15 protein-coding genes are annotated in these 16,401 nt (G+C 72.2%); 9 read left to right on the top strand and 6 right to left on the bottom strand.

What is annotated here, in order from left to right; all coding sequences use genetic code 11:
- From ACIBHY_RS45555 to ACIBHY_RS45565, 3 genes are all read left to right on the top strand, one after another.
- The gene (locus tag ACIBHY_RS45555) at nucleotides 1-1,137 is read left to right on the top strand and encodes an ROK family protein (RefSeq protein ID WP_397309987.1); all 1,137 of its coding nucleotides are present in this window, start codon (nucleotides 1-3) and stop codon (nucleotides 1,135-1,137) included.
- A gap of 179 nt (nucleotides 1,138-1,316) precedes the next feature.
- A complete protein-coding gene (locus ACIBHY_RS45560; RefSeq protein ID WP_397309988.1) occupies nucleotides 1,317-4,112 on the top strand; it encodes an AAA family ATPase in 2,796 nt (931 codons plus the stop codon).
- 127 nt (nucleotides 4,113-4,239) lie between these two features.
- Nucleotides 4,240-5,715, top strand: a complete 1,476-nt coding sequence (locus ACIBHY_RS45565) for a trypsin-like serine protease (protein WP_397309989.1) — start codon at nucleotides 4,240-4,242, stop codon at nucleotides 5,713-5,715.
- Between the two features lie 39 nt (nucleotides 5,716-5,754).
- On the opposite strand, the gene ACIBHY_RS45570 is transcribed toward ACIBHY_RS45565, so the two are convergent.
- Nucleotides 5,755-5,931 (bottom strand): hypothetical protein, encoded by a 177-nt coding sequence (locus ACIBHY_RS45570; RefSeq protein ID WP_397253166.1) that lies wholly within the window; start codon nucleotides 5,929-5,931, stop codon nucleotides 5,755-5,757.
- A 105-nt stretch (nucleotides 5,932-6,036) separates the two neighbouring features.
- On the opposite strand from ACIBHY_RS45570, the gene ACIBHY_RS45575 reads away from it, so the two are divergent.
- The 3 genes from ACIBHY_RS45575 to ACIBHY_RS45585 all read left to right on the top strand — a co-directional run bounded on the left by ACIBHY_RS45575 (nucleotide 6,037) and on the right by ACIBHY_RS45585 (nucleotide 10,504).
- Nucleotides 6,037-6,480: a MarR family winged helix-turn-helix transcriptional regulator gene (locus tag ACIBHY_RS45575; RefSeq protein ID WP_397253164.1), complete on the top strand. Its 444-nt coding sequence runs from the start codon at nucleotides 6,037-6,039 to the stop codon at nucleotides 6,478-6,480.
- A 122-nt stretch (nucleotides 6,481-6,602) separates the two neighbouring features.
- Nucleotides 6,603-7,937 carry a flavin monoamine oxidase family protein gene (locus ACIBHY_RS45580; RefSeq protein ID WP_397309990.1) on the top strand — a complete coding sequence of 445 codons (1,335 nt, stop codon included), beginning with the start codon at nucleotides 6,603-6,605 and terminating at the stop codon, nucleotides 7,935-7,937.
- 155 nt (nucleotides 7,938-8,092) lie between these two features.
- Entirely contained in the window at nucleotides 8,093-10,504 is a 2,412-nt protein-coding gene (locus tag ACIBHY_RS45585) for an ExeM/NucH family extracellular endonuclease (protein ID WP_397309991.1), read from the top strand.
- A gap of 52 nt (nucleotides 10,505-10,556) precedes the next feature.
- On the opposite strand, the gene ACIBHY_RS45590 is transcribed toward ACIBHY_RS45585, so the two are convergent.
- Entirely contained in the window at nucleotides 10,557-11,372 is an 816-nt protein-coding gene (locus tag ACIBHY_RS45590) for an NmrA family NAD(P)-binding protein (RefSeq protein WP_397253158.1), read from the bottom strand.
- Nucleotides 11,373-11,609: 237 nt separating this feature from the next.
- On the opposite strand from ACIBHY_RS45590, the gene ACIBHY_RS45595 reads away from it, so the two are divergent.
- Nucleotides 11,610-12,278, top strand: a complete 669-nt coding sequence (locus tag ACIBHY_RS45595) for a formylglycine-generating enzyme family protein (protein ID WP_397309992.1) — start codon at nucleotides 11,610-11,612, stop codon at nucleotides 12,276-12,278.
- Here ACIBHY_RS45595 and ACIBHY_RS45600 read toward each other — a convergent pair.
- The 3 genes from ACIBHY_RS45600 to ACIBHY_RS45610 all read right to left on the bottom strand — a co-directional run bounded on the left by ACIBHY_RS45600 (nucleotide 12,256) and on the right by ACIBHY_RS45610 (nucleotide 14,936).
- Complete coding sequence (locus ACIBHY_RS45600) at nucleotides 12,256-13,350, bottom strand: glycoside hydrolase family 26 protein (RefSeq protein ID WP_397309993.1); 1,095 nt, start codon at nucleotides 13,348-13,350, stop codon at nucleotides 12,256-12,258. The genes ACIBHY_RS45595 and ACIBHY_RS45600 overlap by 23 nt on opposite strands.
- Nucleotides 13,351-13,486: 136 nt before the next feature.
- On the bottom strand, nucleotides 13,487-14,227 hold the full coding sequence (locus ACIBHY_RS45605; protein WP_397253152.1) for a GntR family transcriptional regulator: 741 nt from the start codon (nucleotides 14,225-14,227) through the stop codon (nucleotides 13,487-13,489).
- 10 nt (nucleotides 14,228-14,237) lie between these two features.
- Nucleotides 14,238-14,936 (bottom strand): HAD family hydrolase, encoded by a 699-nt coding sequence (locus ACIBHY_RS45610; protein ID WP_397253150.1) that lies wholly within the window; start codon nucleotides 14,934-14,936, stop codon nucleotides 14,238-14,240.
- 117 nt (nucleotides 14,937-15,053) lie between these two features.
- On the opposite strand from ACIBHY_RS45610, the gene ACIBHY_RS45615 reads away from it, so the two are divergent.
- Nucleotides 15,054-15,299: an SCO4226 family nickel-binding protein gene (locus tag ACIBHY_RS45615; RefSeq protein ID WP_397253148.1), complete on the top strand. Its 246-nt coding sequence runs from the start codon at nucleotides 15,054-15,056 to the stop codon at nucleotides 15,297-15,299.
- A gap of 14 nt (nucleotides 15,300-15,313) precedes the next feature.
- Entirely contained in the window at nucleotides 15,314-15,676 is a 363-nt protein-coding gene (locus ACIBHY_RS45620) for a cupin domain-containing protein (protein ID WP_379624162.1), read from the top strand.
- A 57-nt stretch (nucleotides 15,677-15,733) separates the two neighbouring features.
- Here the strand turns inward: ACIBHY_RS45620 and ACIBHY_RS45625 are convergent, their stop codons facing one another.
- Complete coding sequence (locus ACIBHY_RS45625; protein WP_397253146.1) at nucleotides 15,734-16,372, bottom strand: TetR/AcrR family transcriptional regulator; 639 nt, start codon at nucleotides 16,370-16,372, stop codon at nucleotides 15,734-15,736.
- Nucleotides 16,373-16,401 lie beyond the last annotated feature (29 nt).

The raw sequence follows: 16,401 nt of genomic DNA on the forward strand, positions 1-16,401 counted from the left end.
GTGACCTTGACCGGACAGGACCCAGCCCTGCTGCGCCGCCTCAACGCGGCAGCCGTGTTGCGCGCTCTCCATGGCGCCGAGGAGCTCACGCTGACCCAGATCGTCAAGACGACGTCGGTGTCCAGGGCGACGGTGGAAGACGTGCTCGCGGGCCTGCCCGACCTGGTGGAGGAGGTGGTTCCCCCGCCGGGCGGCCCGCGCTCCGTCGGCCGTCCCGCCAAGCGCTACCGCTTCAGGGCCGAGGCGGGGCATGTCGTCGGCCTCGACATCGGCCCGCACAAGGTGCTGGCCGTCACCGCCGACCTCAAGGGCACGATCGTCGACACCCGCAGATCGGCCGTCACCCCCGGCACCGACCCCGCCGCCAGGATCGCCGCGGCCAAGGCGGTGGTGCGCAGATCCCTGCGGTCGGCGGGCGTCTCGTCCGTGCGCGCGCTCGGTGTCGGTACGACCGGTGTCGTCGATCCCGCGGCGGGCAAGGTCGTGCTCAGCGACCGGCTGCCCGCATGGACGGGCATGGACCTGCGCTCCGCCCTGGACGGCCTGGCCGGCGGCCCCGTCCTGGTGGGCAACGACACCAACCTGGCGGCCGTCGCCGAACGCTGGCGCGGAGCGGCGGCGGGCGCCGACGACGTGCTGTGCATCCTGGTCGGCAGGAGCATCGCGGCCGGCCTGCTCATCGGCGGCAAGCTCCACCAGGGCCGCAACGGCGCGGCCGGCGAGATCGGGGTGATGCGCGCCTTCGGCTGGTACACCGCGCTCGACCGTTTCCTGGCCTACGCCGGCCACGACCCCGACCGCGAAGGCTCCGCCAGGAGCGCCGCCGAACGGGTCTTCGAGGCCGTCCGCCAGGGTGACGAGGAGGCCGCGACGATCGTCCGCGCCTTCGCCAAGGACCTGGCCAAGGGCATCGGCGCCGCGGTGCTCACCGTCGATCCCGAACTGGTGGTGGTGGGCGGGGGCATGTCGGGCGCGGGCGAGTTGCTGGCGGCGCCGCTGCGTGCGGAGCTGGCCGGGATCTGCCTGTTCCCGCTGCGGGTGGAGGCCTCGACGCTGGGCACCGAGTCCGTCGCCCTGGGCGCGGTACGGCTGGCACTCGACCACGTGGAGGACGAACTCTTCGGCGTCCGGGCCTGAAAGCGGAGAAGGGCCGGCAGGGGGACGCGACGCGCCATTCCCCAGGCGGGCACCAACCCCTAAACTCGGCATTTCACGGCCTGTTATCCGGCGTTGTCCAACCGAGCACGTGAACGGGACACGACATGACCGCAGCCTTGGGACAGTCGGCGGTGACGCGGATACGGACGAGGTCGCCCGTGCTCGTCGGACGGGAGCAGGAGCTGGGCGACCTGCTCGCGGTCGTGTCGGCCCGGCCCGCGGTGGCGATGATCGAGGGCGAGGCGGGGGTCGGCAAGAGCCGCCTGGCCGGGGAGCTGATCGCCCAGCCGGACCTCGCGAGCTTACGGATCCTGACGGGCTACTGCCAGCCGCTGCGCGAGCCGTTCCCGTTCGGTCCCGTGCTGGAGGCCGTGGACGGCCTGCGCGGCTTCACCCACCCCTTCCAGCGCGCCCGCCTCAGCCCGGTCACCGGCATGCTGCGCGATCTGCTGCCCGAGCTGTCGGAGCACCTGCCGCAGTCACCGGCCCCCACCGGCGACCCCCAGGCCGAGCGTCACCGGTTGTTCAGCGCGGTCCGCGAGGTGCTCGGCGCCGCGGGACCGGCGCTGCTGCTGATCGAGGACCTGCACTGGAGCGACGAAGGCACCCGCAACCTGCTGTCGTTCCTGCTGTCGAACCCGCCGGCCAACCTCGCCGTCGTGCTGAGCTACCGGCGCGAGGAGGTCGCGGGCGGCGTGCCGCTGGGCCGCGCCTACCGTCCGCCGCCCCGCGCGGGCAGCATCGTGGTACGGCTGCGCCCCCTGACCCTGGGCCACGTCCGCACCCTGGCCTCCTGCATCCTCGGCGGCTCCGTCCCCCTGGACTTCGCCACGCGCCTGTACGAGCGCACGGCCGGCCTGCCGTTCGTCATCGAGGAGACGCTCCGCGCGGTGCGCTCCTCGGCGGGCGGCCTCCCCCTGGACGGCGCGGCCGCCCGCCGCCTGCTGGAGAACGCCGAGGTCCCCGTGCTGCTGCGCGAGGCCATGGCCGAACGGCTGGCGAGCCTGTCCGGCGACGCCATCGCGCTGGTGCGGGCCGTGGCGGTCCTGGGCACACCCGCGACGCTGGAGCACCTGCGAGAGGTGTCCGGCCTCGACGACCAGCGCTGCCGGAGCGCGCTGGGCGCCGCACTCGACCGGGGAGTCCTGCACGAGATCGACGGGTGCGTGTACGGCTACCGCCACGCCCTGGCCCGCCAGGCCGTCTACGCCACCATGGCCGGATACGAGCGCCGCCGCCTGCACCTGCGGGTGATCGAGGTCCTGCGCCGCCTCGACCCGCCGCCACTGGTCCGCCTGGCCGACCACAGCAGTCATGCGGGCCTGGCCGAGGACGCGCAGCGCTACGGCGAGGCCGCGGCCGACGCCGCCGTCCGGGTCGGGGACATCGCCACCGCCACCCACCTGCTCCAGCGCCTGCTCAACGACCCGGGGTTGCCCGCCGGAGACGTCGACCGGCTGGCCATCAAACTCGGCGAGATCGCGCACACCGGCCTGGATCAGCGCGACCCGTCCACCACGCTCACCCGGCTCCTGGACGACCCGCGCCTGTCGGCCGCGGCGAGAGGGGAGGTGCGGCTGTTCCTCGGCTGGATGCTGATCCGCCAGGCCGAAGGGCTGGACGAGGGCCGTGCGGCGATCGCCCAGGCCGTGGACGAGCTGGAGGACCGGCCCGACCTGGTCGCCAGGGGGATCGCCTCGCTCGCCCTGCCCTACCTCGGCACCACGCCGCTGGCGCGGCTCCACCCCTGGACGCAGCGGCTGAAGGTGGCGCTGAAGAGGGTCCCCGAGGGGGAGCTGCGCATGTCGCTCCTGGCCAACTACCTGCCGTCCCTGGTGACCGTCGGCGACCCGGGCGCGCTGCGGGTACCGGACCAGGCCTCCGGCCTCGGCGCCCAGCGGCATCTGGCCCGCCTGCGCTGCAACCTCGCCGACTCCTGCGTCTGCACCGGCCGCTACGAGCAGGCCGGGCACCTGCTGCGCGACGGGCTGAACCTGGCCGCGCGGGTCGGCGCCACGTTCGTGACCAGCACCGGGCAGGCCACGCAGGCCCGGCTGGACTGGATGCTCGGCCGCTGGGAGGGCCTGGACGAGCGCACGCTGCGGCTGCTGGAGGAGTACCGCGACCTGCTGCCGGTCGCCAGCGAGCTGTCGCTGGTGCTGGGCTGGCTGGCGACCGCCCGGGGCGAGTGGGAGCAGGCGGAGAGCTGGCTGGCCGGCACCGGCATCGCCGTACCCCAGGAGTCCATCATCCCCGTCGTGCTCAGCGCGTTCGCCGCGCGCGCCAAGGCCCGCCTGGCCAGGGGCGAGCGGGAGCTGGCCGGCACGGACGTCGAGCGGGGGCTGCACGTCGCGCGGACCAAGGGCGTGTGGGCCTGGACGGGCGAGCTGGTCCCGGTGGCGGTCGACGTCCTGATGGAGAGCGGGCGGGCGGAACAGGCGCGTACCCTCCTCGCCGAGCTCGAACGCGGCCTCGCCGGGCGGCACGCGCCCCTGGCCGCCGCGGCCGTGCGGATGGCCGGCGGGCAGCTCGCCGAGGCCGGCGGCGACCTGGCCGCGGCGCGGGCGCACTTCGAGGAGGCCAGGCGGCTGTACGAAGAGCTGCCCGCGCCCTACTACGCCGCCCTGGCCGCGGAACGGCTCATCCTGTGCGGCGGGGCCGTGGAGGGACTCGCCGGGCTGGGCGACGTCTTCGCCGCCCTGGGCGCCACCTACGACGCCGAGCGGTGCCGCCACCACCTGCGCGAGCGCGGGGTCGTCGTGCGCCGCGGGCGGCGGGGCTACGGCGACACGCTCTCGCCCCGCGAGCAGGACGTCGCGCGGCTGCTGGCCACCGGCCGCACCAACAGGGAGATCGCGGGGATGCTGTTCCTGTCGCCGCGCACGGTGGAGACGCACGTCGCCCGCATCCTGCAGAAGCTGGGCAAACACTCCAGGACCGAGTTGCTTCAGTAGGTAGCCGCGGGCAAAGACCGGTACCGCTACCCACCCTGTCCCTGATGGTCAGCGGTGCGGGCGCGGGCTCAGCGTGGTCGGCAGACATCCCCATCTCCTCCCCCCAGGAGTGCGGAAAGGACCACACGTGACACTTCCCCGCCCGCGGATTCTGCTGCCGCTGGCCGTCGCGGCGGCGCTGATCCCCCTCGGCCCGCCCGCCGCCCACGCCGGCCCCGAAAACCCACCGGCCGCCAACTACGAGTCCGGCACCGTCCCCATCCCCGGCCCCGGCGGGCCGGTGGGCTTCTCCAACGGCCAGAACGCCACCGTCCAGGAGTACCCCGCCATCATCGCCGGGTTGCGCGAGGGCGGCTCACGCCCGCAGGGCCAGTCGTGCACGGGCTCGGCGGTCGCCCCCCGCAAGATCCTCATCGCCGCCCACTGCGCCGACGCCGCGGGCGAGAAGAGCTTCCTGTACGGCCTGGACGACCTCAACGCCGGCGGCGGCTTCCGCACCCGGGTGATCGAGTACAAGAAGCATCCCCGGTACGTCACCTTCGACCAGGGCTACGACGTGGCCGTCGTGACCGTCGCCGACGACATCCCGGTGCCCGGCGGCGTCTACGCCCAGGTCGCCACCTCCGCCGACGAGCGGCTGGCCGTACCCGGGCGCGACGGGGTCGGTTACGGCTACGGCAAGAAGGACTTCAACGACACCGCCCGCGACGTCACCCTCGACAAGGCCACGCTGCCCGTCGTGGACGGCGAACGGCTCTGCCAGGGCGTCGGCGCCGGGTTCAAGGCGGCCACCATGATCTGCGCCGGGTACGGCGACGGCCGGGTGAGCATCCTGCCCGGCGACAGCGGCGGCCCCCTGATCATCGACGGCAAGATCGTCGGCGTCGCGTCGTGGAGCCGGGCCGACTTCAAGTGGTACAGCGTCTACGGCCGCCTCACCAACGACATGGGCGACTGGGTCAAGGAGCAGATCGGCGGCCAGCAGCCGGGCGAGTTCGGCCTGTCGCTGTCTCCGGCGGGCGTCAGGACGACCCCCGGCCGGCCCGTCTCGGCCACCGTCGTCTCGACCGCCTCCGGCGCCCCCGAGTCCGTCACCCTGAGCGCCGCCGGGCTGCCGGCCGGGGCCAGGGCCGTCTTCCAGCCCACCTCGATCATGACCGGTGACACGGCCGGGCTGACCGTCGAGACCTCGGCCTCGACCCCCGTGGGGACCTCGCCGATCACGGTCACCGCCACGAACGCCGCGGGCAGGACCGCCCACGCCACCCTCACGCTCACCGTCGAAGGCGACCCGCCGACCGGGGAGGTGAAGGTGACGCTCACCCCGCCCGCGGCCTCGGTCCGCTCCGGCATGCCGGCCACGACCTCCGCCACCGCGACCGGAGGCGCGGGGAAACTGACCCTGTCACTGTCAGGACTGCCCGCGGGAGTCCACGCGCTGATGACGCCCACGACCGTTCCCCAGGGCGGCCGGAGCTCGATCACCCTCCTGACCGGTTTCTCCCAGGCGACCCCGCCCGGGACCTATCCCATCGTGCTCAGGGCGAGTGCCGCCGACGGCAAGTCCGGCACGGCGACCTTCACGCTGACCGTGAGAAGGTAGTCCCCCTGCCGCCCACGCCTCCGGCCCGGAGGCGTGGGCTCAGGAGAAGTGCATGACGATGGCCAGGCCGACGACGTGCATGAGCACCACGGCGACGAGCAGCGAGACGAACACGAACTTGGCCGGGCCGTGCTCGAAGTGCTTGCCCTCCTTGAGGGGAGGCAGCTTGGCCTGCCGCTCGGCGATGCGCTCCTCCAGCGGCTTGCGGTGAAACATGCGGGCGTCCCTCCCGGGGATCACGATCGATTTGTGCGGCATGGATTGGTAGGCTATTAATTTGTACACCAACTAATCTAGCGGTCGTCACCCGGAGGCGAGTCTGTGACAGACACAACAGATCTCCTGGCCCTGGACCGCCAGGTCTGCTTCGCCCTCAGCATCGCCTCGCGCAGCGTCATCGGCCTGTACCGCCCGCTGCTGCAGCCCATGGGGCTGACCCATCCGCAGTACCTGGTCATGCTGGCGCTCTGGCAGCACGAACCGCTGTCGGTCAAGGAACTGGGCGAACTGCTCCGCCTCGACCCCGGCACCCTGTCGCCCCTGCTCAAGCGGCTCCAGGCCCTCGGCTACCTCCGCCGCGAACGCAACACCAAGGACGAACGCGCCCTGGCGGTGACCCTCACCCCCGCCGGGCGGGCGCTCAGGGCCGAGGCCGAGAAGATCCCCCCGGCCATCGTCGAGCGGCTCGGCATGGACCTCGCGGAGCTCCAGCACCTGCACGGGGTCCTCATGCGCGTGATCGCGGCGACCGACCGGGAGCCGTAGGGTGTGATCAGTAGGTCGGCGCCATGGCGGTCGGTGGGCGCGCTGACGTGTTCGCCGTGCCGTGAACGCGTCCGCGTCCCGCGACGCTTTCGTGGCAGGGCATGACGCACCCAAGGAGTGCCATGACCGACCACCACACCTCTCAACGCGCCGACATCGTCGTCGTCGGCGCCGGAATGGCCGGGCTGACCTGCGCGAACGCCCTGCTCGGACAGGGCGCCGACGTCCTCGTGCTGGAAGCGCGCGACCACGTCGGCGGGCGTACGCGCACCGTCGAGGCCGGCGGCGAGAGCGTCGATCTCGGCGGCCAGTTCATCGGCCCCGGCCAGGATCGTGCCTATGCCCTCGCCGGGGAGCTGGGCATCGAGGTCTTCGCCACCTACAACGCCGGTGACCACCTGATGGAGACGGCCGCGGGGGGCGTACGGCCCTGGCGGGGGACCGTGCCCAAGCTGAGCGTCCCCGAGATGCTGGATCTGGCGCAGGCGATGGCCAGGTTCGAGCGGCTCGCCCGGACGATCGACCCCGATTCCCCCTGGAGCGGGTCCGGCGCCGCCGGGCTCGACGGGCAGACGCTGGCCGGGTGGCTGCGCCGTACCCACTGGACGAAGGGGGGACGCGAGCTGTTCACGGCGGCGAGCCGGCTGATGTGGGCCTGCGAGCCCGGCGAGCTGTCGCTCCTGCACGCGCTGTTCTACGCCAGGGCGGCCGGCGGGCTGAACGCGGTGATGGCCACCGAGGGCGGCGCGCAGCAGGACCGGCTCGACGGCGGCGCGGGCGAGATGGCGCGGCGGCTGGCCGCCCGGCTCGGCGACCGGATCCGCCTGGCCGCGCCGGTACACCGGATCGCGCGCGACGCCTCCCACGTCGTGGTCACGACCGGTTCCGGCCAGAGCGTGCGGGCGGACCAAGTGGTGGTGGCGATCCCGCCGACCCTGGCCGGGCGCGTCCTGTACGACCCGCCGCTGCCCGCTGCCCGCGACCGCCTCACGCAGCGCCTGCCCATGGGCGGTGCGATCAAGTGCGTGCTGGTGTACGGCGAGCCGTTCTGGCGCGCGGCCGGGCTCAGCGGGCAGGCCATCTGCATGCGCGGCCCCGTCGACGGCGTCGCCGACAGCAGCCCGAGAGCGGGCGGACGCGGCGTCCTGGTCGCCGTGCTGCACCGGCCGGCGTCACAGGCGGCGGTCCTGGAGCAGCTCACCCGGCTGTTCGGCGCCGAGGCGGGGCGGCCGATCGCCTGGGTTCAGCACGACTGGAGCGCCGACCCGTTCAGCCGCGGCGGGTACGCGGCGCTCTTCCCCCCGCACACCTGGACCCGGTACGGCCCGGCGGTACGCGAACCGGTGGACCGCATCCACTGGGCGGGCAGCGAAACGGCGACCCGCTGGTACGGCTACATCGACGGCGCGATCCGCTCCGGTGAGGCCGCCGCCGAGGCGGTGCTCGCCCGGCGGTAGCCACCACCCCGGCCGGCGCCCTACGGCGTCGGCCGGGTCCTGGGCGCCGACAACCTCCAGCCGGAGCCCGCCATACTCGGCACATCGTGTCAAAGACACAAACAACGATCTACCTGTAGAAATGCTCAGAATCGCTTTTCTACGAGGAGATCCCAATGACCAGACGTGCCATGGCGGCACTCGTGGCCGCCGCGCTGGCGGCCGGAGCCATCACCGGGGCCGCCCCGGCAGGAGCGGTGTCGACCGACGTCGTCATCGCCGAGGTCTACGGCGGCGGTGGCAACTCCGGCGCCGCGTGGAGCAACGACTTCATCGAGCTGTACAACCTGGGCCCGGACGCGGTGAACCTGAGCGGCTGGAGCGTGCAGTACGCCTCGGCCGCGGGCACGACCTGGCAGGTGACCCCGCTGAGCGGCAGCCTGCCTCCCGGCCGGCGCCTGCTGGTCCAGGAAGCCGCGGGAACCACCGTCACCGACAAGCCGCTACCGCCCGCCGACGCCACCGGGACCATCCCGATGAGCGCCACCGCGGGCAAGGTCGCCCTGGTCTCCAGCACCACCGCGCTGGTCGGCTCCGACGTGGTCACCGCCCCGGGCGTGATCGACTTCATCGGGTACGGCACGAGCGCCAACGCCTTCGAGGGAGCCCCGGCCCCCGCGCCGTCCAACAGCACCTCCATCAGCCGCGCGGCCACCCCCGTGGACACCGACAACAACGCCGCCGACTTAGCCGCCGGCGCGCCCACGCCCACCAACCTGGCCGGGCAGACCGGCCCCGGTGGCGGCGAGCCTACCCCGACACCGACGCCCACCGCCGACCCGTGCGACACCGCCGCCACGCACCAGGTCGCCGACGTGCAGGGCGCGGCGGCCGAGACCCCGCTGGCCGGGCAGCAGGTCCGCGTCGAGGGCGTCGTCACCCGTACCTTCACCAGCGCCACCGCGCGCTCGGGCTTCTTCGTCCAGGACGACACGCCCGACGCGAACCCGGCTACCTCCGACGGCCTGTTCGTCTTCGCCCCCGCCTTCGCCTCCACCGCGCTGAGCGTGGGCACGCGGGTCAGGGTCTCCGGCACCGCCACCGAGTTCGGCGGCGCCACCCAGCTGTCCACCGTCACCGCGGTCGACGTCTGCGGCACCGGCACCATCGGCGCCGCCACCCTCACCCTGCCGATCGCCGCCTCCGACATCTTCGAGCGCCTGGAGGGCGTCCTGGTGACGGTGCCCGGCAAGCTGACCGTCAGCGAGAACTACTGGCACGCCCGCTACGGCCAGCTGCTGGCGGCCACCGGCGGGCGGCTGTACATCCCGACCGACCGGCCCGGCGTCGACCCCGCCGCCGACCTGCGCCGCTCCGTCGTCATCGACGACGGCTCCTCCGGCCAGAACCCCAACCCCATGCCGCACTACCCGGCCGGCGACCAGCTCGCCCGCTCCGGCGACGGCGTCAGCGGCCTGACCGGCGTGCTCAACCAGGGCGCTTACGGCTCCACGAGCACGAACGTCAAGTACCTCGTGCACCCCACCGGCCCGCTCACCTTCACCCGTGACAACGCCCGCACGCCGGCCCCCGCCAAGGTGGGCGGCGACGTGAAGATCGCCACCTTCAACACCCTGAACTGGTTCACCACCCTCAACGCCGCCGGATACCCCAATCCGCCCTACAACCCCGGCTTCACCCCGCGCGGCGCCAACACGCTCACCGAGCGCGACCGCCAGCTGACCAAGGAGGTGGCCACGCTGAAGGCGCTCAACGCCGACATCGTCAGCCTCATGGAGGTCGAGAACCCCCGGCCCGACCTGGCGGGTACGGGCTTCCACCCCGCCGCCCTGGAAGCCCTGGTCGACGCGCTCAACGGGGCGGTCGGCGCGGGCACGTACAAGCTCATCACCCACCCGGGCCCCGGCACCGACGCGATCGCGGTCGCGATGATCTACAAGCCCGCCGTCGTGAAGCCGGTCGGCTCGCCCACGACCATCTCCGACCCCCGCTTCTTCAACGCCCGCCCGCCCCTGGCCCAGACCTTCCGCTCGACCAAGCTGCTGCTGTCGCTGCGCCCGTTCACCGTGATCGCCAACCACTTCAAGTCCAAGAGCTGCGGCGAGGCCACCGGTGACAACGCCGACCACGGCCAGGGCTGCTGGAACGCCCAGCGCGTCCTGCAGGCACAGGCCATCCTCGAGATGATCAAGAAGCAGAAGCTCGTCAACCCGCTCGTCGTGGGCGACCTCAACGCCTACAGCGAAGAGGACCCGATCCAGACCTTCGCCGCCGCCGGGCTGCGCAGCGTCAGCAAGCAGTTCGTCCCGCTGGCCGGCCGCTACAGCTACGTCTTCGGCGGCGCCTCCGGCGAACTCGACCACGTCCTCACCACCAAGCAGGTGATGCGCCGCATCGCCGGCGCCACCATCTGGCACGTCAACGCCGACGAAGACGTCTACTACGACTACAACACCGAGTTCAGGACGGCGGGCGACCTGTACAGTCCCGGTCCCTATCGCGCCTCGGACCACGACCCCCTGCTGCTCGGCCTCGACCTGTTCGGCCTGGTCGGCGGCAAACGCTAGATCGTGCTCAACGAGGGCGGGCCCGCTCCGGGCCCGCCCTCGCGGTCGTCCGTCATCCCGCCCGGAAACGGTCCACGTGCTCGTCGGCCCACTGGGCGAACGTCCGCGCCGGACGGCCGGTCACCCGTGTGACCGTGTCGTCCACGGTCGTGGAGGTTTCGCCGGGCGCGGCGTACCAGCCGATCACATACTCGGCGTCCGCCCGGGACACGCCGGTGGCCGTCAGCCTGCCGATCGCCTGTTCGTGCGTGATCGGCTCGAAGGCGATGTCACGGCGGATGGCCCGGGACAGGATCGCGATCCGCTCGCGAGGCGTCAGCGCTTCGGGCCCGGTCAGGTTGTACGAGCGCCCCGCGTGGCCGTCATCGAGCAGTGCGACGGCCGCCACGGCCGCGATGTCGGCCTCGTGCACCAGCGCGCTGGGAAGGTCGTACGGTTCCCTGACCACTCCCTCGGCCCGGATCGATTCGGCCCAGGCCAGCGTGTTGGACATGAACTCCTGTGCTTCCAGGCGCGTCCACTCCACACCCGAGTCCGCCACCGCCCGCTCGGCCGGGCCCACCGCCCCGCCCCACAGCACCGTGATGCGCCGAACGCCCGCGGCCACCGCCCTCCGGACCAGCTCGGGCCCGGCCTCGGCCGTCCCCGCGGTCACCGTGACGTGCAGCCGCTCGACACCCTGCAGTGCGGCGTCCAGGTCCTCCGGCGCGTTGTGCGTACCGGCCACCAGCTCCACTCCGGCCGGAAATCTTCCCGCGTTCGCCGCCGGGTCCCGGGTCAGGGCCCGGACCGGTTCTCCCCGGCGTACCAGCTCTGCCACCACGTGCCGGCCGGTGTTCCCGGTGGCACCCGTCACCAAGGTCGTCACAGTCACGTTCCTCAGGTCGCCCTACCTGGACGAGCCTAGAATCTCAACCGAACTTGAGGTCAAGCCGTCCTTGAGGGCGCGTCCGCGTTTCGGCGAAGCCGTTCTCCGCCCTGGTCCTGGCGGCCCTGTGCGTAGCACTGAAGCCGACAGCCAGATCCCTCCGGCGGGCGGGTCGCGGTCATCACGAAGTTCCCTATGATGGTCTGAGTCAGGGAAGTATGGGGAAGGGGTGGTGGAGTGTTTCGGGCGATCGCGGCGGGTGAGATCGTGTTGCGGAACGAGGCCACGCGGGCCGCCTGGACGGTGCGGTTGCCCGCGTTCGAGCTGGCGGTGCATCCGGTGACGCGGGATCTGTACCGCTCCGTCGCCGGCGGGCCGGCGGGGAGGGAGCCGGTGACCGACGTGTCGTGGCGGGACGCGCTGCGCTTCTGCAACCGGCTCTCGGCCGACGCGGGCCTCACGCCCTGCTACGTCATCGGCGAAGACCCCGACGCCCTCGACGTGACCCGTGACGAGGCCGCCGACGGGTACCGGCTGCCGAGCGAGGCGGAATGGGAGTACGGCTGCCGCGCCGCCACCACCGGCGAGCGCTACGGCGAACTCGACGCCATCGCCTGGCACCGGGGCAACTCCGGCGGCGCGGCCCGCGAGGTGGCGACCAGGCAGCCGAACGCCTGGGGCCTGCACGACACGATCGGCAACGTGTGGGAATGGTGCTGGGACCTGTTCGACCCGGTGGTCTACGGGCCGTACCGCGTGTTCAGGGGCGGCGGCTGGCAGGACACCCCGCGGGGCTGCCGCGCCTCCGCCCGCCGCAAGTCGCACCCGTCCCTGCGCATCGACGACCTCGGCTTCCGCCTGGCCCGCGGCCCCGGACCCGGGCTCAGCCGGGCGTGCGCTGGTTGAGGTAGGGGTCGCGTCCCACTTCGGCGAACGACTCCACCACCCCCGGTCCCTCCAGCCGGAAATCGCACCCGTCGGGCGACTCGGGGTTCAATACAGCGTTCCATTGCAGGAGCGCCTTGATGTTGGGCATCGCCTTCAGGGCCGCGGGGATGCCGCGGAACCAGTCGGCCTTGGCCGTGGGCCTGCGCGGGTCCACCTCGGTGCCGTACTCGCCGATGATGATCGGCTTGTCGTCGAACCCGTTGGCCTGGAACCAGTCGTAGGTGGGCCTGAGGGTCTCCTCGAAGCTCTTCCACGCCGCCCCGCGGCAGGTCGCGAAGTTGTACGGGTCGTAGCTGATCCAGTCCACGTACGCGTCGCCCGGATACAGGGCCTTCCACTGGTCCTTGTACTCCATGAACCCGGTCACGGCCCACACCCAGATCACGTTGGTGACGCCGAGCTTCTGGAAGCGGTCGTGGATGTGCCGGTAGGCGGCCACGTACTCCTTGGGGGTTCCGCTGGTGGTGCGCCGGTCCATCTCGCCGTCGAAGCCGATCATGACGGGCTTGCCGTACTTCTTGATGCGCTGAGCCTGTTTGTCGATGACGGAGGCGTCCATGGTGCCGGAGGCGATGTCGCGCCACAGCAGCGTGCGCTCCGGGCTGCCCCAGATCTTGGCCTCCCAGCTCAGCAGCAGGATGCGGTCGCGGCCGAGCGCGACCTCGTCCTCGCGCATGAACGTTCCATTGGGGCCGGTGGACATGTCGTGGTAGCTGAAGACGATGTCGAGCTTGCGGCCCAGCTGTGACTCCATGTTGCCGACGGCCTGGCCGACGGGGGTGCGGTTGCCCGGCGGGGCGATGTACATGCCCCAGTACGCGCCGCACGGCGGCACCAGCTTGCCGGTGGCGGCGCAGGTGGAGGCCGGGGAGGGGGGTGCGCTCGTGCTCGGAACGGCGGGGGCCGTGCTCGGGGCGGCGGTGGGGGGTGGGGTGGTGCTGCAGCTCGCGGCGAGCAGTACCAGGAGGCTTGCGGAAGCCGTCCATCCGGCTCTCGCGAGGCCGCGCCGTCCCGCGGAAATAGGCGACAAGACCAGCCGCTCCTACTCATCGTAGTAGTTTATTATTAAAGCATATAGCAGGACTTCAACCCCGTGATGACGACTATAGGAGTGCGTCGGCCCGGCCGTACCTGCAGATTTGCTGTGAATCTACGATGATCAACAGTCAGCGCTCGATCAGCGTGACCTCAAGGGAGTAGAGCGAGGCTCGGTAGACGTGCGAGCCGTGCTCGACGGCGCGGCCCTGGTCGTCGTAGGTGGTGCGGACCATCGTCAGCAGCGGCGCGCCCCGCCGCTCGCCGAGGAGCTTGGCCTCGGCCGGGTCGGCCGCCCGCGCTCCTATGCGCTGGTTGGCCACCCGCATGCGGACCCCGGCGCCGCGCAGCAGCTCATACAGGCCGCGGCCCTCCAGGTCGGCGGCGGTGAGCCTGGCCAGGCCGATCGGCAGCCAGTTGTGCAGGACGGCCAGCGGCTCGCCGGAGGCGAAGCGCAGGCGCTCCAGGTAGAGGATCTCCGTGCCCGCCTCGACGCCGAGGATGGGCGCGATCTCCTCGGCGACCGGCCGCGGCTCCAGGGCCAGGACCTGCGTGGCGGGCTCCTGCCCGGCCCTGCGCAGGTCGTCGTAGAGGCTGGTGAGCTCGACCGAGCGCTTGACCTGGCCGTGCACGACCTGGGTGCCGACGCCGCGCTTACGCACCAGCAGGCCCTTGTCGACCAGGTACTGGATCGCCTGGCGGATCGTCGGGCGCGACAGGCCGAGCCGGTCGGCGAGCAGGATCTCGTTGTCCAGCCGCGATCCGGGTGCCAGATCCCCGCGCCGGATGGCCTCGGCGATCTGCTCGGCCACCTGGAAATACAGGGGGACGGGGCTGGATCGGTCCAGATCGATCGCCAAGGGTGCGGACATGCTGATCAGATTATCCGAGGTCAGAATGTCCTGACAAATAGCCGGGAAGCTCGCTCAGCGTGGCGATCCTCGCGAACCCCTCCGGAGCCGTCTGCACGCCCAGGCGGTCCAGCCACAGCGAGCGCATCCCGGCGGCCGCGGGGCCGGTGACGTCGTTGACGAGGTCGTCGCCGACGAGCAGGACCGCGCCGGGCTCCAGTCCCAGGCGGTCCGCGGCGGCCAGGTAGGCGGCGGGGGCGGGCTTGAAGTGCCCGCCGAGCACGTCGCCGCTCAGCACCGGCCCGAGCTCGCCGAGGCCGATCGCGCGCATCTTGTCGATCTGGACGGGGCTGCTGCCGTTCGTGAGCACGCCGAGCCGGTAGCCGCCGAGCCGCGCGAGGGCCGCGTGCACGTCGGGGTAGGCGCTCCAGCCCGCGCGATAGTGCCGGGTGAACGCGGCGAACGCCGCGTCGAGATCCTCCGGTACGGCCAGCCCCAGCGCATGGCAGATGCCGAGGATCCGGCGCCGCCTCTGCTCTCGCAGGTCGCACCGCCCGGCATGCCAGGCCGACAGGTGCACGTCCTCCAGTTCCGCCCACACCTTCGCCGCCCGCCCGGGCGACGGCAGGCCGGGCGCGCGGTCGGCGATCCAGGCGGCGATCCCCGCGTCGGCGGCGGCGCGATGGTCCATCAGGGTGCCGTCGAGATCGAAAAGGATGCCTTTGATCACCCGCCCATCCTTCCGTACGCGGCAGAACCGATCTCTACCGGGCTTCTTTGGCAAACCATGAGGAACCGGTGCCACGAGTCCGACCTACGCTGGATGGATCCGTAGTCAGGAGGAACCATGAAGTTCATGGACGTCCACCACGGTATGCAGGGCATCACGGCAGAGAAGCTGCGCGAAGCCCATGACGCCGACCTGGCCATCCAATCGGAGGAGAAGGTCTCCTTCGAGCAGGCCTGGGCGGACCCCGACTCGGGGCTCGTCTACTGCCTGTCGGACGCGCCGGACGCCGCCGCCGTTCAGCGGATCCATCAGCGCGCGGGCCATCCGGCCGACGAGATCCACCCCGTGCCGCTGACGATCTGAGGGGGCGAAGGAACATGATCGAAGTCAAGAACGTCGACAAGCCCGACGAACGCCGGGACTTCCCGCGCGGCCACCTGGAGGTGTGCAACCTCAGCGGGCTCAGCTTCGGCATCGCGACCATGGAGCCCGGGTGGAGGTGGTCGGAGTCCGTCAAGCCGATCGCCGGCACGGAGCTGTGCGAGGTCCACCACAACGGCTACGTCGTCCAGGGCCGCCTGCGCCTGCGCATGGGCGACGGCACCGAGGCCGAGGTCGGGCCCGGCGACGTGTTCGTCTGCCCGCCCGGCCACGACGCCTGGGTGGTCGGCGACGAGCAGTTCATCGTCTACGACTTCGCGGGCGGCGCCGCGGAGTACGCCAAACGCGAAGGGAGCTAGTCCGGCCATGGCTGCGGCGGGGCGCGGGCCCCGCCGTACGGACGCGGGAAAGCGGCGTCAGTTCTTGGGGACCCAGCGCTCGCGCAGCTCCGGCGGCGTGGGCGGGTCGCCCGGCAGCGGACGGGCGGCGGAGGGCAGGCGGATGGCGTCGAGCACGAGGGCGAGGTAGCGGCGGCGCAACTCGGCGGTGCGGGCCTCGTCGCCCAGGCGGACCGAGGCCAGTTGCTCGAACAGCAGGGCCACGTCGGAGTTGGTCACGTCGGGGCGCAGCGCGCCGGCCTCGCGGGCGCGGTCGGGCACGGCGTGCGACAGCTCGCCCCCGCGCACCGACAGCTCGAACAGCTCGGGGGTGGGCTGGAAGGTGCCGGCCAGCGAGATGGTCAGCGAGTGCGTGTCGGCGTCGACCACCTCCTCCATGAAGCGGGCGAAGGCCTCCCACGGGTCCATGCCGGGGTCGAGGGCGCGCTCGCCGGCCTCGTTGTAGGCGCGCATGCCGTCGGCGCAGAGCTTCTGCAGCAGCGCGTCCTTGCTGGGGTAGCGCCGATAGAGTGCGCTGATGCCCACACCGGCGCGCTCGGCCACGGCGGCGATCGGCGCGGAGGGGTTGGCGGTGAAGACCTCCTTGGCCGCCTGGAGGATCACCTCGTCGTTGCGCGCCGCCTGCTTCTTGCGGCCGCTCATCGGTGTGCTCGTCATCTTCCCACTGTAGCATTGGAACGGAGAAT

Source organism: Nonomuraea sp. NPDC050547, assembly GCF_044457345.1.
In the GTDB taxonomy this organism is placed as follows: domain Bacteria; phylum Actinomycetota; class Actinomycetes; order Streptosporangiales; family Streptosporangiaceae; genus Nonomuraea.